Below are 26604 nucleotides of genomic sequence, written 5' to 3'. Positions count from 1 at the left end.
CGGCGACCTGCTCCCAACCCCCTGGGGGGTTTCCCCCCCCTGTTTGGGTTGCGCCACGCTGCCGACCCTCAGAAGTAGCCCTTCTGCCCGTCGACCAGCTCGCGTATCGCGTCGAGGTGCCCGGCGTGCCGGGCGGTCTCCTCGATCATGTGGAACAGGATCCAGCGCAGGCTGGCGGCCGAGTCCCGGTACCCGGGATGGCGCCCGGTGTCGTCGAGCGAGCTCGCGGCGACGATCTCGTCGGTGCGGGCGCACTGCCGGGCGTAGTCCTCCAGCAGCCGGTCGAGCGGGATGCCCTCGACCATCATCTCGGAGTCCTCGGGTCCTTCGTATCCGGGCCCCTTGCCCTCCCCGCCGAGGAAGACCACCTCGAACCACACGTGCTCCACCCATCGCAGGTGGCCGAGGAGACCCGCCGCCGTCATGAGCGGGGAGCCGGGGAGCACCGGCCGGTGGGCGTCTGCTTCCGAGAGGCCTGAGCACTTCCAGCGGACCACGGACCGCTGCATGTCGAGCCAGCCGGTCAACTGGGTGCGTTCGTCGGCCGTGTGGTGCGGCCGCAGCCGGGGAGAGGTCATGGGGCGGGAGGTTACCCGGGGGACGGCGGGGTCGGCACCCGGATTTCCACCACGCGGACGGCCGCGTGCCGGGCCGGTCCGGCCACCGCCGTCACCGTCATGCCGGCGGCGCAGGCCGCGTACGGCTCGCCCTCGTCCGTACGGGCCCGGGGGCCGGGCCCGGCCGCGGTCAGGAAGGCCGCGGCGGTGGCGGCCAGGTCGGGCGGCAGCGGCAGGCAGGCCCGGTCCCGCCCGTCGGGGAGCCGTACGACCAGCCGCTTGGGGGCGGCCGCCGCACCCGTGTAACCGAGCACGGGCAGTTCGGCGGTCTCGGCATGCCGCATGACCAGCCGGCCGCCCGGTTCCCCGTAGCGGGCCGTGCCGAGCGCGGCGGCGACCGCCTCGACTCCTTGAGGGCGCAGGGAGTCGTACCAGAACTCCGCGGTCTCGCGGTCGTCGGCGGCCGGGACGGGCTGGAGCGGCGGCCCGATGAGTTCGAGCAGCTCCAGGAGGAGCAGGCGGCGTTCGGTGTACGGGCGGTCGCGGACGTCTCCGTGCACCGGGTGGGCGAGCAGGTCGAAGGCCGCGTACGAGGCGGGCCGTTCGCGGGCGGCGCGCGCGGCGGCAGGCGGGTCGGCCGCGGTGCGCGCCCGGGCGGCGGCCGGGTCGAGGCAGCCGTCGCGCCAGACGACGGCGGCCCCGTCGAGGACGGTGCCGGGGCGCAGCCGGCGGGCGGCGTGCGCGAGCTCCGGCCAGGCGGCGCCGCACTCCCGCCCGGCGCGTGTCTGCAGGCGGGTGCCGTCCGCGGTGCGGTGCACCAGCACCCGCCGGCCGTCGAACACCGGCTCGAACCACCAGTCCGGGCCCTCGGGCAGGCGGCCGGTGTCCTCGGCGGGGGCGGCGGTCACGGGGAAGTCCACGGTCCCAGCCTGCGTACGGGAGCCCGGCCGCGCGCGCCGGACGGTCCGCCCGGGCTCACCTGACCTTCGGCGGGACGAGCAGCCGCTCGCTGCCGGGGGCGGTGCCGGTCTCGGGGTAGGAGGACAGCCGCCCGTCCCCCCAGAGGATCAGCAGGTCGTCGGCGCGGCCGTTGGCGGTGTGGCTGCCGGCGGTGGCGAGGCGGGCGGTCCGGTTCCAGGCCGAGGCGGGCCGGAGCTGGACTCCGGGGCGGACCCCGGCGGGCCCGAGGTCCGGGTGCACCGTGTGCCGGCCGTCGGCCCAGCGGACCATCAGGTCCCAGGTGCCCCTGGCGCCCGTGAAGTCCGCTCCGGTCAGCTGGACGGCGTTCTTCCAGGTCGCGTTGGGCGGCTGGAGCATCTTCTCCCGGCTGAACTTCACGGTGGCGCTGACATCGCTGTAGAGGCTGACCTCCCCGTCCGACCAGCGCACCACGAGGTCGTCGGGGCGGGCGTTGGCGGTCCAGCGGCCCGCGGCGATCTGCACGGCGTGCTTCCAGGTGGCGTTGGGGCCCTGGAGCAGGCTCTGGCGGCCCACCTTGTTCGCCGGGCCCACGTCGGCGACCAGGGCGACCGAACCGTCCGGCCGGCGGACGACCAGGTCGCCGGTGCCCCCGCCGGTGAACTCGCCGCCGGTGACGGTGGCGGCCCCGGCCCAGGCGGCGTTCGGCGCGGCGAGCCGGATCTCGCCCGTGTACCCGCCGCGGCCGTCGCCGGTGTAGAGGGTCACCTCGCCGTCGCTCCAGACCACGAGCAGGTCGGCCTTGCCGTCGCCGGTGTACTCGCCGGACACGAGGTGCCGGGCGTGCATCCAGGTCTCCCCGCCGCCGAGCACGTCCGGGAGGGCGGGCTTGAGCTCCGGGGTGCGGCCGGCGACCGCCGCGTCGTACAGGTCGAAGACCTGGTCGTCGTAGAGGGGGCTGAAGGAGATCGCGTCGTCGCCGTTCTCCAGGCCGCCGCCGTTCCAGCCGCCGAGGTTGCCGACCAGCTTGCCGGTGCGGGTCCGCTCGTCGTAGTCCGCGAGGAAGGGGCTGCCGGAGGTGCCGCCGTAGTAGCCGCCGCAGGCGAAGCGCAGCTGCTTGTAGCCGGTCAGCGGGGTGGTCGTGGTGGTGCACTTGACGGCCTTGTCGGCCGGGGCGCTGCGGCTGGTCGGGTAGCCGATGACGGTCACGGGGATCCGGTAGCCGGGGGTGCGCGTCAGCCGGTTGCCGCCGGTGAGCTGCTGGATCTGGCGGCCCGCCGGGTTCGGCTTCACCGTGGCGAAGGCGAAGTCCAGGTCGGAGCCGGGGCCGGTGCGGGTGTGCCGGTTGTCGCGGAAGGCCCGGTCCACGGCCCAGATGCCGTACGGCTGGGCGGCCGCGGAGGCGCCGGTGCGGTACTGCGGGACGAAGGCGGTCTTGGTGCCGAGGGAGCAGTGGGCGGCGGTGGCGATCAGGTTGCCCTGCGGGCTCTGCACCACGCTCGCGGTGCAGCTGTGCGTGGCCATCCCGCTGTCCACGTAGTAGAGGACGCCGACGGTCGGCGAGCCCGCGTACACGGCACCCTGCGGGATGCCGGCGTACGAGGACCGGGGCGGGCGGCCGGGCTGCGGGGCGGACCGTACGGCGGCCCCCGCGGCCGGGGTGGCGGCGGCCATCCGCTCGGCGGTCCAGAACCGGGCCGCCTCCTCGTTGGTCCAGCCGGCGGAGGCACCGGAGGAGGCCGACACGCCCGGGGGCGCGGACGCGTCCGGGGTGCCGCCCGGGGCTGCGGGCTCCGGCGCCGCCGCCCGGGTCCGCGGACCGGACGGCGACGGCGACGGGGAGGCCGCGGTCGCCGTTCCGGCCGCCGGTGCGGCCAGGGCGGCCGGGGCCGCGGGGACGGAGATCAGGGCGGCGCCGGCCACCACGGCAAGGGCTCGCGCCCGTCGAGAGGTACCCACAACGGCCTTTCTGCCATGGCTAGGGCACGCGAGGCCGGTCGGCCGGGCCGACGGCTCTCGGAAATCCCCCCGGATAAGATCACGGCACGTGGACGGCCTGGTCGGTGCCGTCCGTACGAGCCAGAGGATCACACCTTATGTCACGCATACGCCGCAGCTGCGTGGGCCTGTGCACCGCGGCCCTGCTCGTGCTCGGCGCCGCCCCGGCGGGCGCCGGCACCGGAGGCCTGGACGTGAGCCCCGGTGCGGTCCGGCGGGGCGAACGGGTGTCGATGCACATCCTGAACCCGGGCGTGACGAACCACACCGACGCCGACGACACGATCGCCGTGACCTCCCCGGTGTTCGACGGCGAGGTCCGCCTCAAGCCCTCGGGCAGGGTCAGCTGGGCCGCGAGGGCGCAGGTGCGCTGCGATGCGGAGCCCGGCACGTACACCGTCTCCTTCGCCGAGCCGGTGGAGTTCGACGGCAAGCCGGTCGAAGGCCGGCTGACGGTACGGGCGGACGGGGCGCAGGCTCCCGAGGGCTGTGCCCGGGCCGCGGCGGCCCCCGCCTCCTCCGGCGCCGGGGTGTTCGCGCTGACGGGCGGGGCGGCCGCGGCCGTGGCCGTGGTGGGCGGGCTCACCTGGGTGGCCCTGCGCCGCCGCAGCGCCCGGCACTGAGACCCGCCCGCTCCCGCGCTCCGGCTCCGGCTCCGGCAGCGCTGTGCCGTGGGCGAACCGGCGGGACCGGGAGGCCGGTCCGGTGCTTGGCTGTCCGGCATGGAGATCCTGATACTGGGCGGCACTGCCTGGCTGGGCCGCGAGACCGGACGGCAGGCGGTGGCGCGCGGCCACCGGGTGACCTGCGTGGCGCGCGGCGAGAGCGGGCTCCCGGCCGAGGGCGCGGTGCTCGTCCCCGCGGACCGCGGCGCCGGGCCGCGGGCCTACGAGCCGCTGCGCGACCGCGACTGGGACGCGGTGGTCGAGGTGTCCTGGCAGCCCCGGTTCGTCCGGGAGGCCCTGGCGGCGCTGGGGAGCAGGGCGCGGCACTGGTCGTACGTCTCGTCCATCAGCGCCTACGCCTCGCACGCGGAGGCGGATGCCGACGAGTCGGCGGAACTGCTGGAGCCCACCGATCTGGACGAGGTGGGCCGGGAGCTGTACGGGCCGGCCAAGTCGGCCTGCGAGCGGGCCTGCACGGAGGCGGTGGGCGACCGGCTGCTGATCGCCCGCGCCGGGCTGATCGGCGGGCCCGGCGACGGGAGCGGCCGGTCCGGCTACTGGGTGGCGCGGGCGGCGCGGGGCCCCGGGGAACCTCTGCTCGTGCCCCGGTCAACCGGGGTGGCGACCCAGGTGGTGGACGTGCGCGACCTCGCGGGGTGGCTGCTGGACGCGGCCGAGGCGGGTACCGCGGGCCGCTTCGACGCGGTCGGCCCCCGGCTGCCGTTCGGCGAATGGGTCGAGCTGTCCCGCGCGGTGGGCGGGCACACCGGGCCGGTGGTCCACGCCGAGCCGGACTGGCTCCTGGCGCAGGGGGTGGGCGAGTTCATGGGAGAGGGCTCCCTGGCCATGTGGCTGGCCGACCCGGAGTGGGCGGGCTTCTCGCAGCGCAGCGGGGCCGCGGCGGCGGCCGCCGGGCTGCGGCACCGGCCGCGGGCGGAGCTGCTGGCCGACACGCTGGCCTGGGAGCGGGCGGAGGGACTCGGCCGCCCCCGGCGGGCCGGTCTCAGCGCGGAGCGCGAACGGGAGCTCCTGGCCGCGCTGGGGCGCTAGTCCGTGTCTTCCGGATCTTGCCTGACCCGCGACGCCTGGCACCGCGCCTCGCCGCGTTGTCGGGCAGACCGAGTACGTCCAGTACGGCGGTCTCAGGTCACCAGGCCGTCGCGCCGGGGACGGGCTCGGGGGCCGGCCGGTGCGGGCCGGCCCCCGTCCTGCGTGCCGTCCCGGTTCAGGCGGTGCCGAGCAGGGCCGCGTACCGGGTCATGTCGATGTTGCCGCCGCTGACGAGGACGCCCACCTTGCGGCCGCGCAGCTCCCCGGCGTGCCGGCGCAGGGCGGCCAGGCCCAGGCATCCGGTGGGTTCGACCACGAGCTTCAGGTACGTGGCGAAGAGGCGCATGGCCTCGACGAGTTCTGCGTCGGTGGCGGTGACCACGGTCGGGGCGGTGCGCCGCAGGATCCCGAAGGTCAGCTCCCCCAGGTGCTGGGTCTGGGCCCCGTCGGCGATGGTCTGCGGGGTGTCGATGTGCACGATGCGCCCCTCGGCCAGGGACCGCCGGCCGTCGTCGCCCGCCTCGGGCTCCACCCCGTAGAGCCGGCAGCCGGGTGCCAGGGCCTCGGCGGCGAGGGCCGTACCGGAGAGGAGTCCGCCGCCGCCGAGCGGCACGAAGAGGGCGTCGAGCCCTTCCTCCTCCTCGAACAGCTCCCGGGCGGCGGTGCCCTGGCCGGCGATGACGTGCGGGTGGTCGTACGGCGGGATGAGCGTCAGCCCGTCCTTCTCCGCCAGGGCGCGGCCGATCTCTTCGCGGTCCTCGGTGTACCGGTCGTACGTCACGACCCGGCCGCCGTATCCGCGGGTGGCGGCCACCTTGGCGGCGGGGGCGTCGTGCGGCATCACGATGGTGGCGGGGATGCCGAGCAGCGCGGCGGAGAGGGCGACGGCCTGGGCGTGGTTGCCGGAGGAGTAGGCCACGACCCCGGCGGCCCGCTGCGCGGGCGAGAAGCGGGACAGGGCGTTGTAGGCGCCGCGGAACTTGAAGGCGCCCATGCGCTGCAGGTTCTCGCATTTGAACACGGCCTGGAGGCCGAGCTGTTCGTCGATGAGCCGGGAGCGCAGCACGGGGGTGCGGTGCGCGACCCCCTCGATGCGTGCGGCGGCCTCGACGACGTCTTCGTACTGGGGAAGTCCGGTCATGGCGCCCGTTCGGTAGGGGGTGAACCTGATGGACGCACCCTACCTGCGCGGCACGGAGGATCCGCCCTTCCCGGGCGCCGGAGCGTTGAGGAGGCCGGAGGAGCCCGCGCGGGCGCCCGCCCGCTGAACGTCCCTCCGGAACGGGGCCGTTGACGTGTCTGGGCGCCACCCCCGTGGGCGCCAAGACACATCACGGCATGCGGTTGCCGGCCGCAACCGGCCACCGCATCTCCCATCTAGTCAACTAGACGGGACAGCTCGAAACTTACGCCAGCACCCTCAAGTCTTGTCAAGCCCATTAGACGAGGGCCCCCCGCCCGTACACTGTTCCGTCTAGTCAAGTAGATTGCTCGCGGCGCGGCGGTCCCCCGCGCCCCGACCCGCGTACGGAGGAGGCCCCCGCGATGAGTGAGCGAGCTCCCGGCGACCGGCCCGACATCGCACGCAAACTCGGACATCTGATCGAGACCCTGCATCCCGAGAACCGCGGCCCCTACACGTACCAGGAGATCGCCGACCTGATCCGGCAGCGGGCCGCGGAGGGCGATCCCACGGTCTCGCACGGCACCATCCAGTCGATCCGGACCGGCAAGGTGACCAATCCGAGCGTGGATTCGCTGCGGGCGCTCGCCTCCTTCTTCGGGGTCCCGCCGAGCTACTTCCTCGACGACTCCGTCTCGGCCGCCGTGGACCAGCGGATCCGCGAGATCAAGGAGAGCGTCGAGCGGGCCGGCGCCGGGGACGAGCTCGCCAAGGCCCTGGAGGACCGGGAGGTCCGGGCGGTCGCCTTCCGGCTCAGCGGGCTGTCCGCCCGCTCGCTGCGCGGGATCAAGGGCATCGTGGAGGGCTTCCGCCAGGCCGAGGGCCTGCCCGAGGTGGAGAGCCGCAGGCGGCGGGGGCGCGGCCGGTCCGACTGACACCCCGGCCGGCGCCCGCGCATCCCGTCCGGAGCCCGTGCACATCCCGTCCGGAGCCGGGCGCGGGGTGCGTTCCGGACCGCCCCTTCCACCCTGCGGAACCGGACGGGCGCGCGGTTTCGGCCAGACCGGCGCCCGTCGGCCATGCCCGGACCGTTTTTGCGGACGGATACCCCCTCGGCCTCGGCCGATTCCGTGCCGGGGCTTAGGGTGTGGTCGCAGGCTCTGCCGGTGGCCCGGCCCTGCGCGGCGGCGGAACACCCCGCCGCTGGTCCGGCAGGGATGGGACAGAGCGGGAATGTGGCGGTGGGGACGTCGGCGCCGGGCTTGCGCCGCCCTCGCGAACGGCCTGGAGCTTCCGCAGCCGTTCGACCTCGGCGCGTTCTGCGACATGATCGCCGAGGAGCGCGGCCGCCCCCTGGTGCTGCTGCCCCTGGAGGGTCCCGGCGGCGAGGACCTGCCCTGCGGGGTCTGGCTCGGCCTCGACACCGCCGACCTCGTGTTCTACGACGCCACCGCCCCGGACATCCTCCGCGTGCACATCGTGCTGCACGAGATCGCCCACATGCTCCTCAACCACGTGGCGCCGGAACTCGACCTCGGCACGGACCCCACCCCCCAGGAACTCGACACCGCGGCCACCCATTTCGGCCGGCTGCTCGCCCGGGCCGACGGCGCGCTCGCCGGCGCGCAGCGCCCCGACCTGCCGATCGCCGAGATCGTACGGGCCGAATCGGCACGGATCCGGGCCGCGGCCGCCGCCGCCCGGCCCTCCGACGACCTCCTCGGCCTGTCCGCCGACCGCATCGTGCACCTCCTCGGCCGCACCAAGTACTCCAGCCGCGAGGAGCAGGAGGCCGAGACCGTGGCCACGCTGATCCTGGAGCGGGCCAGCCGGCGCACCGAGATCAAGGCCACGTCCGACGACGCGGCAGAAGTGCTCAACCGCCTCAACGACACCTTCGGGCACCCGGTACGGAACGAATGAACACCTTCAAACTCGTCATCGCCGGCCTGCTGTGGGTGGTGGCGCTCTGGCGCCTGCCCGCCGCCGTCTGGCGCCCCCAGCAGCGCTCGACCTGGCTGGCGTTCACCGGCCTCGCGATCGCCACCACGGTCGGCATCCCGCCGGTGGCCCTGGCCATCGACACCGCCACCGGCATCAACGACCTGTGCGTGCTGCTCAAGAACCTGATCGGGGTCGGCGCCTGCGCGGCCGTCCTCGACCTGGTCATCGCCATGGCCCGGCCCGACCTGCTGCGCCGGTCGCGCCGGCTGACCGCGATCGGCAGCGCCGCCACCGCGGCCCTGCTCACCACCCTGTTCCTGCAGGTGCCCCGGCCCGTGCGGGTGGACAACTTCTACGAGGACCACGCGGCCTCGGACGCGGCCACCGGCTACTGCCTGACCTTCGTGGCCTACCTGGGCCTCGCCACCGCCTTCGGCTCCTGGCTCTGCCTGGGCTACGGGCGCAAGTCGGCACGCAGCTTCCTGCGCACCGGCCTCCAGATCCTCGGTGCCGGCCTGGCCATCGGCACGGTCTACAGCGCGTTCCGCACCGCCCACCTGTCGGCCCGGCTCCTGGACCTGCCCTTCCCGATGACGGAGTCCGCGGCCCAGTACACCGCGGACGCCGTCGAGTACGTGGCGATCTTCCTGATCATCGTCGGCAACTCGCTGGCCCCGCTGGGCGCCCTCCGGCAGGCCCTGCGGGACTGGCGCAGCCTGCGCGCGGTCCGACCGCTGTGGTCCTCCTTGACCTCGGCCGTCCCGGACATCGTGCTGGGCACCCGGGTCCGGCGCGGCCCGCGGATCCGGCTGCACCGGGTGGCGATCGAGATACGGGACGCCGCCCTCGTGCTCTCCCCGTACGCCGGGGCCGCGACCCGCGAGCGCGCCCTCGACGCCGCGCGGCGGGCCGGACTCGGCGGCGAGGCCATGGAGACCACCGCCCAGGCCATGTGGCTGCGCGCGGCGGCCGAGGCCCGGGCCCGCGGAGCGGCTCCTGCACCCGCGGAGGGCCCCGCCCCGTCCGCCTCGGACGCCGAGTCGGACGGGGCCGCGGACGCGCTGGACTTCGAAGGGCTGGACTTCGACGCCGAGGTGGCCCGCCTGCGGCAGCTCACCGCCGCCTACCACTCGGACGCCGCCCGCGAGTTCGCCGCCGCTACGGCGGCGGCCGCGGCGGCGGGATCCGCCCCCGCGCCCCGGGCGGAGTCCGCATGAACACGGCGGCCGTACGCATCACGGACGGGCTGGAGCCCAAGAACTGGCTGATCGCCGTGACCCTGCTGGTGGGCTGGCACGCGGACCGGCTGGCCGGGGTCGCCTGGGGCCTGGTGGCCGGGGTGTTCTGCGCGGCCCTGCCGGCCCTGTGGATCTCCTGGGGCCGGCGCCGCGGCTGGTGGGGGGACCGGCACGTGCGCCGGCGGCAGGACCGGCTGCTGGTGCTCCCGGGGATCATGGTCTCGGTGGCCGCCGGGATCGCCCTGATCCTGCTCCTCGACGGGCCGTTCGAACTGGTCGCGCTGATCGCCGCGATGCTCGTCGCGCTGGTGGTGTTCCTGGGCATCACCACCGTATGGAAGATCTCCTTCCACACGGCGGTGCCGGCCGGTGCGATCACCGTGGCCGCAGCGGCCTTCGGCCCGTGGGCCCTGGCGGCGGTGCCGCTGCTCGCCCTGGTGGGCTGGTCCCGGGTGGTGCTGCGGGACCACACCACGGCCCAGGTGTGCGCGGGAGCGCTGCTCGGCGCGCCGATCGCGGGCTTCGTCTTCACGGGGCTGAGCTGACCCCCCGTCCCGCCGGGACGGCCGGCCGCCTGCCGCGGCCGGCCCCCGGACTCAGGGGGTGAACACCTGGTCCAGGGTGTCGATGGCGCCGTCCTTGCCCACGTGGTACTTGAACACCAGGCCCGAGTTCGGGTGCGCCTCCAGCCAGTCGAGGAACTCCTGCACCCCCAGGGGCTGGTTCTCGGTGCTCTCCACGATGGGGTTGGTGACGGTGATGTTCGCCGCCTGGTCCATGGGCATGGGGATCTCCTTGCCCACGGTCTCGAAGGGCGCGCCGTCCGAGTCGGGGGTGCCGCAGCCCCAGTTGCCGAGCTTGACGATGAGCGAGAGGGAGCCGCCCTCGGGGGTGTAGCGGTAGACCGCGAGCTCGTCCGGGGAGATCGGCATCTTGTGGTCGCAGGAGGGGTCCGGATCCGGAGCGGTGGTCTTCTTCGGCGGCTTGGGCGCGGCCGGTGCGGGCTTCTTGGACGCTCCCGCCGGGGGCTGGGCGGTGGCGCCGCCGCCCGCCGGGGCCTTCGCCGTGGGCCGGGCCGGGGCCGCCGTGGCGGTGCCCCCGCCCTTGCCGCCGCCGGAGCCGGCCGGGGCCTGGGCACCGTCCTCGCCGTTGTTGCAGGCGGTGAGGGCCAGGGCGCCGACGAGGGCCAGGGCGGCGGCGAGGGTGCGTCTGTGAGCCATGTCTTCCGTCTCCTCCGTGGAAAGTCCGGCGTCACCGTAGCGTGCGCCGAACTGCCCGGAGAACGGCCGGATCCCGTTCGTCACAGAGACGGCATCGCACCGTTGCCGATCAGCGAACATGTCCTCCGGGCACCGCTCCGAGCAGCACGCTCCCCAGCGGGGTGATGGTGTGCAGCACGGCGCCGCCGCGCCGGTTCGTGGTGATCAGGTTGGCATTGCGCAGCACCGTCGCGTGCTGGCTGGCCGCGGCGGGGGTGACCCCCAGCCGGCGGGCGAGTTCCGTGGTGTTGCAGCCGTGGACGGTGGCCCGCAGCGCAGCCGCGCGGGTGCGGCCCAGGAGGGCGCCGAGGGCCTGCTCCGGCGGTTCCCCGGTCTCCCACAGCCGGGCGGCGGCGACCGGGTCGGAGAGCGTGGGAACGGCCAGGACGGGCGGGGTCGTCTCGTCGTACGGGTCCCAGAGCAGATCGACGTCCCGGTGCGTGAACACCACGGGGACGAGGACCAGGCCGCGCCCGCCGAGCACCACGTCCTTCTCCCGGCGGTGGTCCACCTCCAGCACGGGCGGCCGCCAGCGCACCAGCGGTACGCACAGGGTCTCCAGGACCCGTTCCACCCCGCCGTCGAGCAGGGTGCGCGCGAAGTCGGCGCGTACGGAGTCCAGGTGGGCGCCCGCGCGGGGCCAGTACGGGGCGATCGCGGTGCGGTGGCAGTCCCGCAGGGCCTGCGCCACCTCCTGCCGGGCCTCCCGGTCCCCGTCGGCGAACCTCCGCACCCAGGGCAGGTGCCGCGGGTCGAAGCGGAGGTGTCCCAGCTCCTCGTGCATCCGGCGGGCGGGGACGGCGAGCAGGTTCTCGGCGGCCTCCTCGATGTCGGCGGTGCTCCCGGCCAGCGTGAACAGGTCGATGCCGGGGCCGCTCTGCGGCATCAGGGCCCGCAGCGGCCGCACCTCCGTGCCCAGTTCCCGCACCACGGCGGAGCGCCAGGGCCGGAACGGCGGGGTCCGGTCGGGGCAGCCCAGCATGGCGAGGGCGTGGTACGTCTCCGCGGCCGCGCCGACGGTGCTGCCGACCCGGGTCCGGGCCAGGTCCTCCGCCGTGAAGTGGATGCGTATCACCGTGCTCTCCCCTGCGTTCTTGATCCCCGAGTCTCGCGCCCGCGGGCACCGGCGTCTACGGGGGTTTCAGCCCAGACTTAAGGGGATGTCGCAGCCGGCGGGGCGGCGCGCACTGTGGTCACCGGCGCCGAGGTGCCGGCCCTGCGGATCCGCCGCCCGCCCCACGGGGGTGGGCGGGCGGCGGACCCGGGGGGCGGACGGGCGGGCGCGGACGGACGGGCGCGGACGGACGGGCGCGGACGGCGCGGACGGCGCGGACGGACGGGCGCAGAGGGGGCGGATCGGTCCGGGAAGGTCCCATTCCGCACAAGTGGACGGCACGGCAAGGGTTTTCCCTGCTTCCCTTCACCTGCACCGGTCTGACATCTTGCGTTCACCCCTTTATTCACGTGGCCCGGCAGTGCCCTGCGCACCGCCGGGTCTTCGGAGGACGCATTGATACCCCACATATTCAGTCGGCTTCGAACCCCCGTCGTGGCGGCCACCGCGCTGAGCGCCGCCCTGGCCCTCGCGAGCAGCACCGCCTTCGCGGACACCAACCCGCCCGGCGCCCCGGCGGCGTCGAAGGCCCGCACGGCCAAGGCCCCCGCGGCCGCGACCGCCTCCGCCGCGGCGAAGACCGCCGGCTGGGTGGCCGGCACCCGCGCGTACCTGGTCATCACGGCCCCCGGTGACAGCACCGCGGTCCGCACGGCCATTGCGAACAACGGCGGCACGGTCTTCGCGAACTACGACGCGATCGGCGTCATCGTCGCCCACTCCGCCTCGGCGGGCTTCGCGGCGACCATGCGCGGCGTGAGCGGGGTGCAGCAGGTCGGCGCGACCCGTACCTCCGACGTGCCCGCCGACGCCTACAACCCGGCGCTCCCGGCGAACCCGACCCAGGCGGCGACCACCCTCACCGAGTCGAACCGCTGGGACATGACCCAGATCAAGGCCGACCAGGCCTGGGCCGTGACCACCGGCTCCTCCTCGGTCAAGGTGGGCATCCTGGACACGGGCGTCGACGACCAGCACCAGGACATCGCCCCGAACTTCAACGCCGCCGACTCGGCCTCCTGCGCCTACGGCAAGGCGGACACCCGCGCCGGTGCGTGGCGGGACGTCGGCACCCACGGCACCCACGTGGCCGGAACCGTCGCCGCCGCCAAGAACGGCAAGGGGGTCATCGGTGTCGCCCCGGGCGTGAAGATCTCCTCGGTCCGCATCGCCGAGCCGGGCAGCAGCCTGTTCTTTGCCGAGAACACCGTCTGCGGGTTCATGTGGGCCGGCGACCACGGCTTCAAGGTGACCAACAACAGCTACTACACCGACCCGTGGCAGTTCAACTGCCCGGACAACGTGGACCAGGCCGCCATCATCGAGGGCGTCCGCCGCGCCCAGGCGTACGCCGAGGGCAAGGGCTCGCTGCAGGTCGCGGCCGCCGGCAACAGCAACTACGACCTGGCGAACAAGACGACCGACAGCGAGTCCCCCAACGACTCCACCCCGGTCACCCGCACCATCACCAACGCCTGCATGGACATCCCGACCGAGCTGCCGGGCGTCGTGACCGTCGCGGCCATGGGCCAGGGCAACGTCAAGGCCTCGTACTCGAACTTCGGCAACGGGGTCATCGACATTGCGGCCCCCGGCGGCGACGGCGCCTCGGGCGTCTACTCCACCCTGCCGGGCGGCAAGTACGGCAACATGAACGGCACCTCGATGGCCTCCCCGCACGTCACGGGCGTCGCCGCGCTGATCGCCAGCACCAACCCGTCGTACACCCCGGCGGACATCCGCACGGCCCTGGGCGTCCAGGCGAACGACACCGCCTGCCCGTCCGACAGCCGCTGCACCGGCACCACCGCGAAGAACGCCTTCTTCGGCGAGGGCCAGACCGACGCGCTGAAGGCGGTCGGCAGCACCCCGCCGCCCGGCAAGTACTTCGAGAACACCGCCGACGTGGCCATCTCGGACAACGCCACGGTGGAGAGCCCGCTGACGGTCACCGGTGTCACGGGCAACGCCCCGGCCACCCTCAAGGTGGGCGTGGACGTCAAGCACACCTACCGCGGCGACCTGGTCATCTCGCTGGTCGCGCCGGACGGCTCGGTGTACCTGCTGGAGGACTTCGCCAACAGCGACAGCACGGACAACGTCATCAAGACCTACACCGTGAACGCCTCCTCGGAAGCCGCCAACGGCACGTGGAAGCTGCGGGTCCAGGACATCGCCTCCCAGGACGTCGGCAGGATCGACGCCTGGAACCTGACCTTCTGAGGTCCGGTTCCGCCACCGGCCACCACCGGTAACCCCCCACAGCACCGCCCCCGGAGCCCCGCCGTACGGCAGGCCTCCGGGGGCGGTGTGCCTTCCGGGGCAGGAACTCCGCAAGCCGGGGCGGGGTGCCCTAGAAGCGGGGCTGCGCGCGGTGCGCCTGCCAGGCCGCCAAGGCCTCCTGGCGGCCGCCGTCCGGATGCGCCTCGTGCCAGTCGCGCAGGAAGCGGTTGAGCTCGAACTGCCCGCCGATCTCCTGCGGGCGGGCCGCCTCCTGCCGGGTCTCCCGCCAGTGCCGGGCCGCGTCGGCCAGGGTGCGGCCCGCGTTCTCGGCGATGTACGCGCGCATGAAGGCGTCGAAGTGGAAGGCGGGGCCGAGTTCCTCCCGGAACCAGGCCCGCAGCACCTGGCTGCACCGCTGCCCCTCGGGGATGACGCTGCTGCCGTCGACCGGCGCGGTCAGCTGCCGGGCGGCGGGCCGGCGGGGCGCGGCGTTCCGCGGGGGCAGCGGCCGGCCGTCGAGCGCGGCGGCGAGGCGCTCCGTGAGGGCGGCCTTGCCGCCGCCGGCGGGCACGCCCAGCAGCCGGGCCAGCCCGGTCAGTTCCGCGAGGGTCCAGTACCAGCGCAGCAGCTCGGTCCCGGTCAGGTCGGCCGTCAGTGCGGGACGGTCCGGTCCGGCGCCGGGCATCAGGCTGCGCCGCTCTCGGCTCGGGTTCGGACCATGTACATGCCGGAAGATCTCATCCGGTGATCCTAACGGGGCGGCCCGGCCCGCCCGGCGCCCGCGAGCAGCAGGGGTGCGCCCCGGGGCGCCACCGCACTCGCCCGGCCCGCGGCCTCCCGTACGCCTGTCTTCAGTCGCTCGTACGGGCCCGGGCCCCCGCGCGGGTCCGGCTCGGGGACTGCGCCCGGTCGGGGTGCCTGCGCAGGTACTCCTCCTCCAGCGCGGCCATTCGGCGGCTGTGCGTCTCCAGGGCCTCGTCCGAGCCGTGCAGCAGGGTTTCGTGCCGGGTGCGGTGGATGGCCTCCAGCTCCTTCAGCAACCGGTCCTCGGCCAGCTCTCCCGGCGGTACGCCTTCGTGGTGGTCGGGCATCTGTGCGCTCCTCCCGGAAACCGTCCTGCCCTTCACCCACAAGTCTGGGCCCCCGGTTCCGGCCCGGCCATCCGGGCCCGCGCGAACGCCCGCTAACGTGTGCGAAAACCAGAGCGGACGCTCGGCATCCGCCTCCGGAAAAAACTTCGGCGGATTTCCGTTATCGGGCGGGCCCCGCGAGGTCTCCCAGGTGTTGGGCAACATCGTCGTCCGGGACAGGCAGGGTTGATCGGAACATGGGCATACAGCAGGGAACGGCACTGGTCGTGGCCGCGCAGGGCGGCGACATGCGGGCACAGGACGAGCTGGTCGCCTGCTACCTGCCGCTCGTCTACAACGTCGTCGGGCGTGCGCTGAACGGCCACGCCGACACCGACGACGTGGTGCAGGACACCATGCTGCGGGCCCTGGACGGGCTGGGCGGCCTGCGCACGCCCGAGAGCTTCCGGTCCTGGCTGGTGGCCATCGCCATGAACCGGGTACGGGCCCACTGGCAGGACCGCCAGGCCCGGCAGGCCGCCACCGGCGGGGCCGGGCTGGAGACCGCGGCGGACATCGCCGACCCGGGCGCGGACTTCGTGGACCTCACCGTGGTCCGGCTGAACCTCTCCGGCCAGCGGCTGGAGACCGCCGAGGCAACCCGCTGGCTGGAGCCCGAGGACCAGGCCCTGCTGTCCCTGTGGTGGCTGGAGTGCGCCGGGGAGCTGACCCGCGCCGAGGTGGCCGAGGCGCTGGAGCTCTCCCCGCAGCACACCGCCGTACGGGTGCAGCGGATGAAGGCGCAGCTGGAGTCGGCGCGGGTCGTGGTGCGCGCGGTGCAGGCCCAGCCGCCGTGCCAGGCGCTCGCCACCGGCCTCGCCACCTGGGACGGGGTGCCGAGCGCCCTGTGGCGCAAGCGGATCGCCCGGCACGCCCGGGACTGCGTGCGCTGCTCCGGCCTGTGGAGCGGCCTGTTCCCGGCCGAGGGGCTGCTGGCCGGACTGGCGCTGGTCGCGCCCACCGCGGGCCTGCTGGCCGCCACCCAGGAGTCGGCCGCGGCCGGGATGGCCTCCGTCGGACACGCAACCGCCGCGGCCGGCGCCCGGGGCAGCGGCGCCCGCGGGGCCCGGCGCCGGATGCAGCGGCGGCGCGGCCGGCGCCGGGCCGTGGCGGCGGGCGCGGTGGCCGTGGTCGCCGTCTCCGGCGGCGCATTCCTCGTCTTCGGCGGCGGGGACGGCGCGGAGCAGACCCGCCCGCTGGCGGCCCCGGCCGACCCGGCGGCGGCGCTGACCCGGTCCGCGGACCCGTCGCCCTCGGCGAGCCCGTCCGCCTCGGCCACGCCTTCCGCCTCGCCGTCGGCCAGTGCGAAGCCCACGCCCAGCCCGTCGGCCACCACGCGGAAGCCGACCCCCACCCCGAAGCCCGCGAGGACCACGGCGAAGCCGCGTCCCTCGGCCACCCGGGCCGGCGGCAGCGGCGGCGCCTCCGGCACGGCCGGACAGGTCGTCTCACTGGTCAACAAGGAGCGGGCGGCGGCCGGCTGCGGCCCGCTCACCTCCAACTCCAAGCTCGCGTCCGCGGCCCGGGGCCACTCGGACGACATGGCGGCGCGGGACTTCTTCGACCACACCAACCCCGACGGGGACGGCCCCGGCGAGCGCATCACCGCGGCCGGCTACCGCTGGTCGACGTACGGCGAGAACATCGCCATGGGCCAGCAGACCGCCTCGCAGGTGATGGACTCCTGGATGAACAGCTCGGGGCACCGGGCGAACATCCTGAACTGCTCGTTCAAGGAAATCGGCGTCGGCATCCACACCGGCTCGGGCGGCCCCTGGTGGACGCAGGTCTTCGGCGCGCGGTGACCGGCGCCCCGCCGGGCCGGGCCGCCCGGCCCCGCCCGGCGGCCCGGCTCAGATCTCCAGCTCGGCTTCGATGGAGCGCAGCTGGTGGCGGGCCATCGCGAGGTTGGCGCGGGTCTTGTCCAGCGCGAGGTACAGGAACAGGCCGTTCGTTCCCCGCGACTTGAGCAGCCGGATCAGGTGGTACTGGCTGCCGAGGGTGATGAGGATGTCCTCGATCTCGTCGTTGAGCTTGAGCATCTCCATGGTGCGCACCTTGGCGCGGACCACGTCGGTGTTGCCGGCCGCGGCGATGTTCAGGTCGAGGTCCTTGCCGCCGCCGATCGTGCCGAGGGCCATGCCGCTGGTGTAGTCGACGAGCGCCGCGCCGATGGCGCCGTCGATCGCGGTCATCGCTTCTTTGAGAGCGGCTTCGGTGTTCGCCATGAGGGGTACGTCCTTTTCTGGTCTCGCGTCGTGATCAGGTGGTGCGTGTGAGGGCTACGTGGTGCGGATGCCCGGCCCTTCACGGCGGGCCAGCGCCCCGTCGACGAGTTCGCCGATGCGGAGGCTGGAGCGGCGGGCCTCCAGGTGCAGGCGGCCCACGTTGATGCGGGGTTCGGCCAGCAGGGTGAGCACGGCGGACCGGCCCGCCGCGTAGGTGGCCACGTAACCCTCCTCGCCGCGGACGAGCAGCTCGCGGAAGCCGCCCTGTCCGGTGAGGTCGGTCAGGCGCTGGGCCACGCCCAGTGCGGATGCGGTGAGCGCTGCGACGCTCTCGGCCTCTCCCGCCGAGGTCTCGCGCGCGAGCACCAGGCCGTCCACGCTGGCGGCGAGCGCGCCGGTCAGCTGGGGCAGCCGGGCTCTTAAGCGGCGGAGCTCACCGAGCACTTCAGGCTCTGCCGTCATCAGCTGTCTCCTTTCGTTGTGGCTCCGGTTCGCCGTCCTCCCCGTGCGCTGGCGCATCGGGAGCCTCATGACGGCGTACACGGACCGTGGCCGGCGGAACAGGGGCGGGGCATGATCACAGGGTTGCCTCCAAGGCGTCACGGAGCCGACGGAGCAGGGCGATGTCCGGGGAGGTGACGTCGGTTACCCAGCCGGGCAGGGGGGTCGGTGGTGGCGGGCTGGGGTCGCGCGGGGTCTCGACCAGTCCGGTCGCGGCCAGGCGGCGTACTTCCAGCAGGGTGTGGAACGCGGAACGGCCCAGCTCCCAGGCCAGTGCGGCCGGGGTCCGCACCCCGTCGGCCTTGCGCAGCAGGGCGCGCTGGCGGGGGGTGACCATCTGGCCGGGTGCCGCCGGGCGGGGCACCACGGGGGCGGAGTCGACGGCCGGGTAGGGCCAGACCGTGTCGAGGAGTTCCCGCCTGCGTATGGTCTCGCGCTCCACGGCCGCGGCGGATACGGAGCGCAGGGAGCCTATCCAGTGGGTGGCGCCGCGCCGGAAGCGGGTGGGCCCGGCGGCCGGCGCGAGGGCGAAGAAGGCGGCGTCGAAGACCGCGCCCAGATGGCAGATCTCCAGCTCGCCCCCGCCGACCCGACCGCTCTCGACGAGGAAGCGGCCCACCTGTCTGCGGGCGCCGGCCCGGTCCACGGCCTCCTGCCAGCCGGAGCGCGGGAGCCTGCCGCCGGCGGTGAGCAGCACGTCGAGGCCGGGGGTGGCCGGGCTCTCCGCGTGCACGACCCGGCCGTCCTCCAGGAAGAGGGTGCCGTGGTCGCGCAGCAGGGCGCCGGTGGCCCGTTCCTCCGCGAGTCTGAGCAGCATCGGGGAGACGGCGGCCGCCGCGTGCGCGTTCATCCCAGGACCAGCTCCCCGGCGAGGTCGCGCAGCCTGATGCGGGCCAGGGCCAGGTTTCCCGCGGAGCGGTCGAGCCAGAGGTGCAGGAAGACGCTGCTGTCGAAGCTGGTCTCGACGAAGCGGAGGACGTGGTAGCCGGTGCGGGTGGTGACGATGACGTCTTCGAGGGGCGGGCCCTCCGCAGCCGGTCCCGGGCCGGGGGCGAAGGACTCGTACTCGGCGGCGGCGCGGGCCAGTTCCGCGGTCTCGGCCGCCGTGGTCTCGTGGTCCCCGACGGGGGACTCCCCGGCCGTGCCCAGTGCGAGACCGCTGCTCCAGTCCACCAGTGCGGCCCCGCGGGCGCCGGGCAGCGCCATGGCCTCGGACAGGCATTCATCGATCCCGGGCACGCAGGCTCCCCTCCCTGCCGGCCGTGCAAGTACGCGGTCGCGTGACGGCGGCGACACAGAACGCTACTCAACATCCGTGGGGAGTAAGCGTGTTCGGGCACATTCCATCGGAACATGCCGAAAAACAGCGCCCCGCGGCCGGAAGAAGATCTTCCGGCCATCGGTGGTGACCACCTGGTGACCGGTCGGGACCGTCCCGTGCAGATCAGGGACCGATACGGTACGGACCCGGCAGCGCGCCGGATCCGTACCGGCCGGAAATCAGCCCTGCCCGTCCCGGGCCGCGGCGGCACGGCGGCGGCGCGCCGCGTACAGGGCCCCGATGCCGAGGACCACCGCACCCGCCGCACCCGCGGCCGCGGGCCACGCGGCGCCGGCGCCGGTGTTCGGCAGGTTGCCGCCCGTACCCGCGGTGGTGCCGTACGTCGCGGAGGGCGAGGCCGTCGGGGTGGCCGAGCCGCTCGGAGTGGCCGACGGGGTGCCCGAGGGGGTGCCGGACGGGGTCGCCGACGGCGAGGGACCGGCCGCGACCGCCAGGTAGACCGGAGCCTTGTTGTCGGCCGGGTTCACCTCGCCGTTCGCCGGCGCGCCCTCGAGGACGAGCTCCCCGCGCGCACCGTCCACCTTCTTCAGGATGCGCAGCCGCAGCACGGCCTTGCCGTCGGCCGGGCAGGAGACCTGCTGGAACTCGTTGAACCCGCAGTACCGGACACCGGGGCGCTCCGCGCCCGGGCCCGGCAGCTCCAGCTCGGTGCCCTCGGGCAGGTCGACGCGGACGTACGCCGGGCGCGGGCCCTCGGGGACCACGGTCGGGTTGGGCACCTCGGTCTCGACGGTCTCGCCGACCCGGCCGCGCACCGTGATGCCCTGCACGGTCCAGTCCGCGCCCTGGTCGTAGTCCTCGGACCGGAAGGAGTACGAGCCCTCCCCGCTCAGGGTGTCGAGGGCCACCGGCTGGAGCCCCAGCGGGGCCCCCGTGCCCCGCACGAGCTTCTTGTAGCCCCGGTCGTACTCCGGCACCGCACCGAGGTTCTCGATGCGGTACTCGTAGCCGCCCTTCATCTGGTCGTGCAGGGTCCGGGCGGTGAATGCCTTGTCCGTACGGAACGCGGTCCCCGGCTTCAGCCCGCCCGGCGAGGGGAACGAGCAGTAGAAGTACGTCGTCTCCCGCTCCGGGTAGTAGCAGTTGGAGTACCGCGCACCCGTGAAGACGGCCTCCGCCGCGCGTACGTACAGCAGCACCCCGCGGGGTGCGGCCACCTGCCCCCTGTTCCCGAAGGCCGGGATCAGCGGCGGAGCCGCACGGCGCTGCGAGACCGGGATGCGGTACTCCGGGTGGGCGCCCAGCGCGGCCGTCGGCTTGCCGATGAACAGGCGGGTGTCGTGCGTGAAGCTGCCCGCGTTCGAGCTCGTGAACCGGGCCTTGACCGTGCCCGCCTCACCGACCGGGACCCCCCGCACGCTCGTTATCTTGAACGGCTCCACCTCGGTGCGCTGGTAGAAGTCCCCCCGCACACAGGTCACCACGTAGTCGGCGCGCGTGCAGCCGTAGCCGAGCCCGGACAGGGTGACCTTGCCCTTGAGCTCGGAGGCGTCGAACACGGCGACGACGTCCTCGGCGTTGATCTCCTCCCCGCTCGCCGTGCGGCCCTTGGAGTACAGCACGGCCCGGAACTCGTTCCCGCTGTCCGGGCCGCCGTCGGGGGCCGCGAAGTAGAAGTCGTCCGGGGCGTACTGCGCGAGTTCGGGCTTCTCCGCCGCCTGCGCCGGGGCCGTGCCGCCCAGCCCCAGCAGCGCGGCGGCCAGCACGGCCGCGCCTCCTCGCACGCGTCGGCTCACGCTCACCTGGCGTCCCCTTCTCCGGCCGGTCGGCCCTCGTTCCCATGTATCCACGACACAAGACACCCGGGATGCGCTCAGGGTTGTACGCGGGAGGCGATCCTCTCAAACGTCGATGATGATCTTCCCGGCGGCCCGCCCCGTCCGGCTGAACGCGAAGGCGTCCGCCAGCGAGGCCAGCGGGTAGCTGCGGGCCACCGGGACCGTCAGCTTCCCCTCCCCCGCGAGCCGGGCCAGCTCCTCCAGATCGCTGCCGACCGGCCGCACCCACATCCACTGCCCGCCGGCACCGAGCACCGAGGCATCGGCGATCGACGCGTGCCGGCCGCCCTCGCGCAGCACGTCCAGCGTCACGTCGAGCACCCCGCCCACGAAGTCGGCCACCACGCTGACCCCGTCGGGCGCGATCTCCCGCACCCGGTCCGTCAGCCCCTCGCCGTACTGCACGGGTTCGGCCCCGAGCTCCCGCAGCCGCTCGTGATTGCGCGGCGAGGCGGTCCCGATCACCCGCGCCCCGAGCGCCCGCGCGATCTGCACCCCCAGCGACCCGACCCCGCCCGCCGCTCCGTGCACGAGCACCACGTCCTCCGGTCCCGTCCCCAACCGCGTCAGCAGCTGGTACGCGGTCAACCCGGCCAGCGGCAGCCCGGCCGCCTCCTCCCAGCTCAGCGAAGCCGGCTTGTGCGCGAGCGCCCGCACGGGCACGGTCACGTACTCGGCGAAGGTCCCGCCGTGCACGTAGTCCTTCCGGGCGTACGCGAACACCTCGTCGCCCACCGCGAACTCGGGACAGTCGATCCCCACCGCCGCCACGGTCCCCGCCACGTCCCACCCCGGCACCACCGGGAACACCACGTCCATGAGCGCGTCCAGATGCCCGCCCATGATCTTCCAGTCCACCGGGTTCACCGCGGCCCGGTGCACCCGCACCAGGATCTCCCCCGGCCCGAACTTGGGCCGCGGCAGCCGCATCTCCTCGAGCACCTCGTCCCCGCCGTACGACGCGTACGCCATCGCCCTCATGTCCTCACCCACACCCACCACACACCCTTCCGTCCCGGTACGCCCCCCTTCGGCCGCCCAGCCAACCACAGCACCCGGCGGCACAGGGGGGCGGCGGGGGGCGTGTCGCGGGGGCGGGGCGGGGTCGGTTGCGGTCGATCCGCCCTCGGCGCGCTCCTTCTCCCCCCTGACCTTGTCGCTGCGGGGCAGCGTCTGCCCACCACCCCCGGCGTGGGGCGGGGTGTGGCCGTGCGGGGTTGGGGTGGGGCGGTGTTGTGGGGGGCTCCGGGGTGTGCCCGCATGTCTGATGGTCCGGCCGTCCCGGCGGCCGGTGTCAAGGGCGCTCCCTTCGGTCGCGTCGCTGCGCGATGGCCCTTCGGGCCACCCTTGACACCGGCCACCGTGCCGTCAGTCCCCAGACTTGCGAGCACCCCCCGGAGGGAAAGCCGGTCACGGGGACGGCGATGCCCACGGGCGGGATCCGGGAAGCCAGGCAGGGTCATGTCCGGGGCCCGCCCTCACGGGCGAAAGACCCGCCCACGACCGCTACGTGCCCAAGGCCGGAAGGCGGCTGCCGGTCGGCTCGTGGCCGGGCATAGGCCGCCCGCGACCGCTACGCGCCCAATGCCGAACGGCGGCAGCCAGGTGGGTGCTGGGTCACCGGACGGCCCGGTGGTACCGATGGTTTCGGATCACCACGTTCGCGTCGGAGATGTCAGAGTGATCACCGCGCTGGTGGGCGGCCGCCCGCTGCACGGCCTGCCGCTCGCAGATCACGCAGCCCTCCACGGGCTTGGGCTGAGCCTCCGGGGAGGCGAGCGAGACGTCCATCCCCATGCCCCCTCCGGGGGCTCCTTCGTTAGGCGTGGCCATGAACTCGCCTTTCGTCCGGCTTCCTGGTTCGTGGGTCGATGTTCCTGCTCACTGCAGGACGGAACGACGACGCTTGCGGCGTCGCCGGGGCGTCACTCGGCTGGGGCCAATAACGCCCGAAGGGCGTCAAACCGGTGTCATTACATGCTGGTTGGGTCTAGCTTGGACGCTATGACGACCGCCATGGTCCCGAATGATGCGCTGCGTGCCGTTCGAATCGGCCTGCGTTTGAGTCAAGACGATCTCGCCAAGGCCCTGCGGCGGGCAGGGCAGGAGCTGGGAGAGCCCAACGAGGCATCGAAGCGTCTGGTACAGCGCTGGGAGTCCGGCACGAGCAGGACACCCCGGGGAGTGTACGCAAGAGCATTGGAGCGGGTCACTGGCCGACCGGTGGAAGCGCTGGGGTTCGTACTTCCCGTACCGGTGGCAAGGGTCCACGCAGACGGGAAAGGAGGGCATGACATGGATGCACGGACGCCGGACGGGGTCGCTTCCACCGCCGGAGGCGCTCAGCCCGCCGTCCAGAGCAGCGAGGAGAACTTCTCTGGCGTCTGGCTGAGCCGGTACGAGTTCTTCTCGTCGAGCCGAAACGACACCTACGAAGGGAAGCACTACGTAGTGGTCGTGCAGCATGGGAACCGGCTGACCGCCCAGAGCCTGCCGGGGGGATCGTCCAACGCGGACAGCCCACTCACGTTGGATTTGACCGTGGATCGGAACGTGGTCACGGGTTCGTGGGTGGAACAGACGGCCGCGGACGGCTACTACAACGGCGCCCGCTACCACGGCGCCTTACAGCTCCTGATCGAGCCGACCGGTCGGCGCATGGCCGGGAAGTGGGTTGGCTTCGGCAAGGACTTCGACGTGAACACCGGACCGTGGGAACTCCGCCTGGTCGACCGCTCGACCAGCAAGGCAACGCTGGAGCGGTACAGCCGCCCGCCCGAGTAGTCCGCCCCCGCGCGTACCCGAAGCACCGCTCGGCGCCGCTTTCTGATGAGAACCGCCCGGCGGCCGCCGTCCGCGCCCTTGGGCGCGTAGCGATCGGTGGCGGCTTATGTTCGGCCACGAGCCGACCGGCGGTCGCCGTGCGGCATGGGGCGCGTAGCGGTCGTGGGCGGGTGTTTCGCCCGTGAGGGCGAGCCCCGCCGACAACGCTGCCGAGCTTGCCGGATCCCGCTGGTGGGTGTCGCCGTCCCCGTGACCGGCTTTCCCTCCGGGGGGTGCTCGCAAGTCTGGGGACTGACGGCACGGCGGCCGGAGTCAAGGGTGGCCCGAAGGGCCATCGCGCAGCGACGCGACCGAAGGGAGCGCCCTTGACACCGGCCGCCGGGACGGCCGGACCATCAGACATGCGGGCACCCCCCGGAGCCCCCCACAACACCGCCCCACCCACACCCCGCAAGGCCACACCCCGCACCACAAACCCAACCCGCCCCACACGGGACCCCGCACGGCCAGACCCCGCGCAACACCCGGGGGTGGTGGGCAGACACTGCCCCACCGCAACAAGGTCAGGGGGGAAAAGGAGCGCACCAAAGGCGGATCAGCCGCAACCGACCCCGCCCCACCCGCCCCCCTCAGCTGCGGTTCCGGCTGTGGCGGAGTACGCAGTCGCCGCAGTAGCCGCCGGGCTGGACGCGGTAGTACAGGCAGCAGTTGTTGCGGACGAAGGCGAAGCCGAGGTCCGGCTCGTGGATGAAGGTGCCCGTGCCGGAGAGGGGGCCGGATTCCAGGAGGGCCGCCACCAGGGGGATGGGATCGTGGGGGGCCCGGGGTAGGGCGCCCGTCAGGACCCGGAGGGCTCCGACGAGGGCCGAGGCCGAGTTGCCGGCCAGCACCTTCGGGGAGAGGCCGTGACCGGCGCGGACGGCCTTGTCGAGTACGGTCAGGTTTCCCTCGGCGAGGGCCGCCAGGCCCGCTTCCGGCGGGCCGGGCAGGGGGCGCGGGTCGGGCAGTGCCAGTTGCAGGGAGCCGCCGCGCGGCAGGCGCCAGTGGACGCGGTCGGGAGACAGGTCGGGCACGCGGCCGGAGAGGGCCGCGGCGCCCAGGGCCAAGGACCAGAGGCGGGAGGCGATCCCCAGTTGGGCCGTCGAGGCGGCCACCCGGTCCGGGCCGGTGCCGATGCGCAGGCCGACCTCGGCCACGTACGGTGCGAGGCCTGGGCCGTAGAGCTCGGTGAGCGGCCGGAACTCACCGCCGGCTGCGGCCGCACCGCTCTCGGCGGTGAAGAAGGGGCCGACGGCCGCCAGGGTGCGCATGATCTCTTCCACGCGCACCAGTATCCCGGCGGCCCCGGCCACCCCCGCCACCAGGGCTCAAGGGCTCAAGGGCTCAAGGGCCCAGCCTCAGCGCCCCGGCCCCCGAACGTGGAGGCCCCTCACCCCGCCCAGCCCTCACGGCGTCCAGTAGTTCCGGGTGACGACGAGCATCGACTGGAGCTGGACGGTGGCGGCGAAGTAGTCCTTGCGGCCCGGCGCTGTGGCGGCCATCTTCTTCCACAGGGCGTCCAGCCACGCCTGGCTGCCCGGGTCGGTCATCGCGGCCACGGCGAACGGGGCGTAGAAGGCCGGTTCGCTGTCGGTGCCGTACGCCTTTCCGTCCAGCCGGTAGCCGTCCTTGATGCGTGCGGGGTTGCCGCCGGTGGCGGAGCGCACCCAGGCGTTCATCTTCCGTACCGCGGCGCGGGACGCGGCGTCGCCGTTGACCACCGCGTCGGTGCCCAGCCGCCAGGGGTCGCGGCAGGCGTTCCAGTTGTAGTGGCCGTCGTGGCGGTCCTCCAGCACCTTGCCGGGAGCCGGCTTGGGCGTGGTCGTCGTGTCGACGACGAAGTCGGGCAGCAGACCGGTCCGGGGTGCGTGGCGGGCCTGGAGTCGGGCGACGGCCCGCTGGGTGGAGGCCAGCACGGTGTTCCAACCGGCGTCGCCCGTGGCCTTCTTGAAGGCCTTGAAGTGGCCGGGCATCCAGTCCGAGGTGCGCGAGATGCGGTCGTCGCGGCCGGAGGACCAGTCGCCGAGCTTCGTCAGGCCGGTACGGCCGTGCACCTCGCTCGCCTTGACCGCCTTGATCCGCTTGCGCGCCAGGCCGCGGTAGTCGTGGGTACCGGAGCTGCCCCACTGCCGGTGCGCGAGGAGCAGTCCGTACGCGATGTCGAGGTCCCCGTCGGTCGCGGAGTCGGATCCGTCGACGCTCTTGCAGTTCTCGTCCTGTTCGGCCGCGTGCAGCGCCGGGTTGCGGACGGACGGGTGGGCCAGCACGTAGCGGAGGATGCCGTCGAAGATCTTCTTGGCCTCGGGGTCGGCGCCCGCCATCAGGGCCGTGATGACCAGACCGTAGCCCTGGGCCTCGGCCACGTACGGGTGGTCGGCGTCCGGGGCCTGGATCTGGTACCAGCCGTGGCCGCAGTTCTGCCGGACGAAGTACGCCTTCCACTTCTTGTAGTGGGCCAGGACGACCCGGTCGTGGGCGGCGCGGCTGCCGGAGGGCCTGAGGGTGCCGGGTGCGTACCCGAACGCGTGGCTGCCGAAGGGCACGGCGGGCGCCGGAGCCGCGGCGGGCGCAGCGGCCGCCGGAGCACGCGTCTGCGTACCCGCCGCCGCCACCTCCGCGGTCGCGCCCGGGCCCGCCCAGGTGGCGAGGCCCCCGAGCACGGCGGCCGCGGAGAGCAGGGCCATGGATCGGTGTGTCAACTTTCTTTCCTCCA

At 74.0% G+C, this 26604-nt stretch carries 26 protein-coding genes; 9 read left to right on the top strand and 17 right to left on the bottom strand.

The window, feature by feature from the left end:
• Positions 1–68: 68 nt before the first annotated feature.
• Genes ACZ407_RS24210 through ACZ407_RS24200 form a run of 3 tightly spaced genes read right to left on the bottom strand, consistent with a single transcriptional unit; the run spans position 69 to position 3434 of the window.
• On the bottom strand, positions 69–578 hold the full coding sequence (locus ACZ407_RS24210) for a DinB family protein (protein ID WP_468131556.1): 510 nt from the start codon (positions 576–578) through the stop codon (positions 69–71).
• 11 nt (positions 579–589) lie between these two features.
• Entirely contained in the window at positions 590–1477 is an 888-nt protein-coding gene (locus tag ACZ407_RS24205) for an ATP-dependent DNA ligase (RefSeq protein WP_468131554.1), read from the bottom strand.
• 55 nt (positions 1478–1532) lie between these two features.
• Entirely contained in the window at positions 1533–3434 is a 1902-nt protein-coding gene (locus ACZ407_RS24200) for a trypsin-like serine peptidase (protein WP_468131552.1), read from the bottom strand.
• Between the two features lie 137 nt (positions 3435–3571).
• Between ACZ407_RS24200 and ACZ407_RS24195 the strand changes: the two genes are divergently transcribed.
• The gene (locus ACZ407_RS24195; protein ID WP_468131550.1) at positions 3572–4096 is read left to right on the top strand and encodes a hypothetical protein; all 525 of its coding nucleotides are present in this window, start codon (positions 3572–3574) and stop codon (positions 4094–4096) included.
• Between the two features lie 99 nt (positions 4097–4195).
• Complete coding sequence (locus ACZ407_RS24190; RefSeq protein ID WP_468131548.1) at positions 4196–5188, top strand: Rossmann-fold NAD(P)-binding domain-containing protein; 993 nt, start codon at positions 4196–4198, stop codon at positions 5186–5188.
• A gap of 175 nt (positions 5189–5363) precedes the next feature.
• On the opposite strand, the gene ACZ407_RS24185 is transcribed toward ACZ407_RS24190, so the two are convergent.
• Positions 5364–6329, bottom strand: coding sequence for a threo-3-hydroxy-L-aspartate ammonia-lyase (locus ACZ407_RS24185; protein WP_468131546.1), 966 nt, complete (start codon positions 6327–6329; stop codon positions 5364–5366).
• A 404-nt stretch (positions 6330–6733) separates the two neighbouring features.
• Between ACZ407_RS24185 and ACZ407_RS24180 the strand changes: the two genes are divergently transcribed.
• The 4 genes from ACZ407_RS24180 to ACZ407_RS24165 all read left to right on the top strand — a co-directional run bounded on the left by ACZ407_RS24180 (position 6734) and on the right by ACZ407_RS24165 (position 10038).
• Positions 6734–7246: a helix-turn-helix domain-containing protein gene (locus ACZ407_RS24180; RefSeq protein ID WP_468131544.1), complete on the top strand. Its 513-nt coding sequence runs from the start codon at positions 6734–6736 to the stop codon at positions 7244–7246.
• 298 nt (positions 7247–7544) lie between these two features.
• Complete coding sequence (locus ACZ407_RS24175) at positions 7545–8234, top strand: hypothetical protein (RefSeq protein ID WP_468131542.1); 690 nt, start codon at positions 7545–7547, stop codon at positions 8232–8234.
• A complete protein-coding gene (locus ACZ407_RS24170; protein WP_468131540.1) occupies positions 8231–9472 on the top strand; it encodes an MAB_1171c family putative transporter in 1242 nt (413 codons plus the stop codon). The genes ACZ407_RS24175 and ACZ407_RS24170 overlap by 4 nt, the downstream gene beginning before the upstream one ends.
• Positions 9469–10038, top strand: a complete 570-nt coding sequence (locus ACZ407_RS24165; RefSeq protein ID WP_468131538.1) for a hypothetical protein — start codon at positions 9469–9471, stop codon at positions 10036–10038. The genes ACZ407_RS24170 and ACZ407_RS24165 overlap by 4 nt, the downstream gene beginning before the upstream one ends.
• Positions 10039–10089: 51 nt before the next feature.
• Here the strand turns inward: ACZ407_RS24165 and ACZ407_RS24160 are convergent, their stop codons facing one another.
• On the bottom strand, positions 10090–10713 hold the full coding sequence (locus ACZ407_RS24160; RefSeq protein WP_468131536.1) for a hypothetical protein: 624 nt from the start codon (positions 10711–10713) through the stop codon (positions 10090–10092).
• A gap of 109 nt (positions 10714–10822) precedes the next feature.
• A complete protein-coding gene (locus ACZ407_RS24155; RefSeq protein ID WP_468131534.1) occupies positions 10823–11827 on the bottom strand; it encodes an ArsR/SmtB family transcription factor in 1005 nt (334 codons plus the stop codon).
• Positions 11828–12301: 474 nt separating this feature from the next.
• On the opposite strand from ACZ407_RS24155, the gene ACZ407_RS24150 reads away from it, so the two are divergent.
• The gene (locus tag ACZ407_RS24150; protein WP_468131532.1) at positions 12302–14089 is read left to right on the top strand and encodes a S8 family peptidase; all 1788 of its coding nucleotides are present in this window, start codon (positions 12302–12304) and stop codon (positions 14087–14089) included.
• Positions 14090–14219: 130 nt separating this feature from the next.
• Here the strand turns inward: ACZ407_RS24150 and ACZ407_RS24145 are convergent, their stop codons facing one another.
• Complete coding sequence (locus ACZ407_RS24145; RefSeq protein ID WP_468131530.1) at positions 14220–14774, bottom strand: DUF6434 domain-containing protein; 555 nt, start codon at positions 14772–14774, stop codon at positions 14220–14222.
• Positions 14775–14940: 166 nt separating this feature from the next.
• Entirely contained in the window at positions 14941–15180 is a 240-nt protein-coding gene (locus ACZ407_RS24140) for a DUF6158 family protein (RefSeq protein WP_468131528.1), read from the bottom strand.
• A 236-nt stretch (positions 15181–15416) separates the two neighbouring features.
• On the opposite strand from ACZ407_RS24140, the gene ACZ407_RS24135 reads away from it, so the two are divergent.
• Positions 15417–17024, top strand: a complete 1608-nt coding sequence (locus ACZ407_RS24135; RefSeq protein ID WP_468131526.1) for a sigma-70 family RNA polymerase sigma factor — start codon at positions 15417–15419, stop codon at positions 17022–17024.
• Positions 17025–17072: 48 nt separating this feature from the next.
• Here the strand turns inward: ACZ407_RS24135 and ACZ407_RS24130 are convergent, their stop codons facing one another.
• From ACZ407_RS24130 to ACZ407_RS24100, 7 genes are all read right to left on the bottom strand, one after another.
• Positions 17073–17447, bottom strand: coding sequence for a hypothetical protein (locus ACZ407_RS24130; RefSeq protein WP_468131524.1), 375 nt, complete (start codon positions 17445–17447; stop codon positions 17073–17075).
• Between the two features lie 54 nt (positions 17448–17501).
• On the bottom strand, positions 17502–17909 hold the full coding sequence (locus tag ACZ407_RS24125; protein WP_468131522.1) for a roadblock/LC7 domain-containing protein: 408 nt from the start codon (positions 17907–17909) through the stop codon (positions 17502–17504).
• A 115-nt stretch (positions 17910–18024) separates the two neighbouring features.
• A complete protein-coding gene (locus ACZ407_RS24120) occupies positions 18025–18798 on the bottom strand; it encodes a transcriptional regulator (protein WP_468131520.1) in 774 nt (257 codons plus the stop codon).
• Entirely contained in the window at positions 18795–19187 is a 393-nt protein-coding gene (locus ACZ407_RS24115) for a roadblock/LC7 domain-containing protein (protein ID WP_468131519.1), read from the bottom strand. Before ACZ407_RS24115 ends, ACZ407_RS24120 begins: the two co-directional genes overlap by 4 nt.
• Before the next feature lie 261 nt (positions 19188–19448).
• Entirely contained in the window at positions 19449–21032 is a 1584-nt protein-coding gene (locus ACZ407_RS24110) for an LPXTG cell wall anchor domain-containing protein (protein WP_468131517.1), read from the bottom strand.
• A 99-nt stretch (positions 21033–21131) separates the two neighbouring features.
• The gene (locus ACZ407_RS24105; protein WP_468131785.1) at positions 21132–22049 is read right to left on the bottom strand and encodes an NADP-dependent oxidoreductase; all 918 of its coding nucleotides are present in this window, start codon (positions 22047–22049) and stop codon (positions 21132–21134) included.
• Between the two features lie 636 nt (positions 22050–22685).
• Positions 22686–22865 carry a hypothetical protein gene (locus ACZ407_RS24100; protein WP_468131515.1) on the bottom strand — a complete coding sequence of 60 codons (180 nt, stop codon included), beginning with the start codon at positions 22863–22865 and terminating at the stop codon, positions 22686–22688.
• A 207-nt stretch (positions 22866–23072) separates the two neighbouring features.
• Between ACZ407_RS24100 and ACZ407_RS24095 the strand changes: the two genes are divergently transcribed.
• Positions 23073–23852 (top strand): helix-turn-helix domain-containing protein, encoded by a 780-nt coding sequence (locus ACZ407_RS24095; protein WP_468131513.1) that lies wholly within the window; start codon positions 23073–23075, stop codon positions 23850–23852.
• A 629-nt stretch (positions 23853–24481) separates the two neighbouring features.
• Here ACZ407_RS24095 and ACZ407_RS24090 read toward each other — a convergent pair.
• Together ACZ407_RS24090 and ACZ407_RS24085 are read right to left on the bottom strand one after the other, a co-directional pair.
• Entirely contained in the window at positions 24482–25174 is a 693-nt protein-coding gene (locus ACZ407_RS24090) for a (2Fe-2S)-binding protein (protein ID WP_468131511.1), read from the bottom strand.
• A gap of 123 nt (positions 25175–25297) precedes the next feature.
• Positions 25298–26590 (bottom strand): glycosyl hydrolase family 8, encoded by a 1293-nt coding sequence (locus ACZ407_RS24085; RefSeq protein WP_468131509.1) that lies wholly within the window; start codon positions 26588–26590, stop codon positions 25298–25300.
• Positions 26591–26604: the final 14 nt, after the last annotated feature.

The organism is Streptomyces sp. NPDC030809, assembly GCF_055572195.1.
The sequence above is the reverse complement of the archived record's forward strand: the minus strand, read 5'-3'. Positions and strand labels throughout refer to the sequence as shown.